The sequence below is a fragment of the Anabaena sp. CCY 9910 genome (assembly GCF_963920875.1).
Taxonomy (GTDB): domain Bacteria; phylum Cyanobacteriota; class Cyanobacteriia; order Cyanobacteriales; family Nostocaceae; genus Trichormus; species Trichormus variabilis.
Genome location: NZ_CAWUDJ010000118.1, coordinates 1 through 754 on the forward strand (window position 1 = coordinate 1; position 754 = coordinate 754).

Sequence of the window (754 nt, forward strand, 5' to 3'; positions counted from 1 at the left end):
GGCGTTGCTGAATAAGGGGATGAATTGATTTAGCTAGGTACAATTTGATACTTCAGATAATGAAGTAATAATTTAATTGAGTATCTCAGCATTTGTTCTGATTTGGAGTAGCATAAAGTTTTTCTGTGAAGGCGTGCAAGATAATGACGTAATCGGGTATTTTCATTTTCAACTCGCGTCATATATGTTTTACTCACAATTTGGTCTCCATCGGGTATAAAACTGGGGTAAACCTTCCAGCCATCGGTCACATAAAAATAGCTTTTCCACTGTTCAACAATTTCCCATAATGGCTCAAATGTTTCCGCACTATGGTCTCCTAAAACCCAGGCTAAAATACCTTGAGTAAAGTGATTTACTGCTGTCCACAGCCAGATTTTGTTTTTTTTGAACCGATGAATGTCTCTAATTCATCCAGTTCTCCAACTTCTGGTACTATATCTTCTTTTGGTACGTCTGGCAGCTTTTCTCCTAATTGTTTTACCCAATAAATAATAGTAGTATGATGTACACCTTTGACCCGTTCAATCCCGCGAAAACCCATACCATTAAGGTACATTTTTAAACATTCTTCTTTGAGTTTCTCTGAGTATCCTTTTGGCGGATCATACACATCAATAAATTGGCGATCGCACGATACACAAATGTGATTTTGTTTACCTCTTCGCTTTCCATTTTTCCGAATTTCCGTAGACCCACAGTATGGACATTGCACAGTAGATGACCTCAATTCATCCCTCTATTATGCAACGCC

General features: G+C 38.1%; 1 protein-coding gene. It reads right to left on the bottom strand.

All coding sequences use genetic code 11. The features are described 5' to 3' along the window. Positions 1-29 precede the first annotated feature (29 nt). A protein-coding gene (locus ACM5QX_RS29545) for an IS1 family transposase (RefSeq protein ID WP_414756759.1) occupies positions 30-715 on the bottom strand; the annotation gives its coding sequence in 2 pieces (ribosomal slippage) (positions 30-391 and positions 391-715; 687 coding nt in all). Between the last annotated feature and the right edge of the window lie 39 nt (positions 716-754).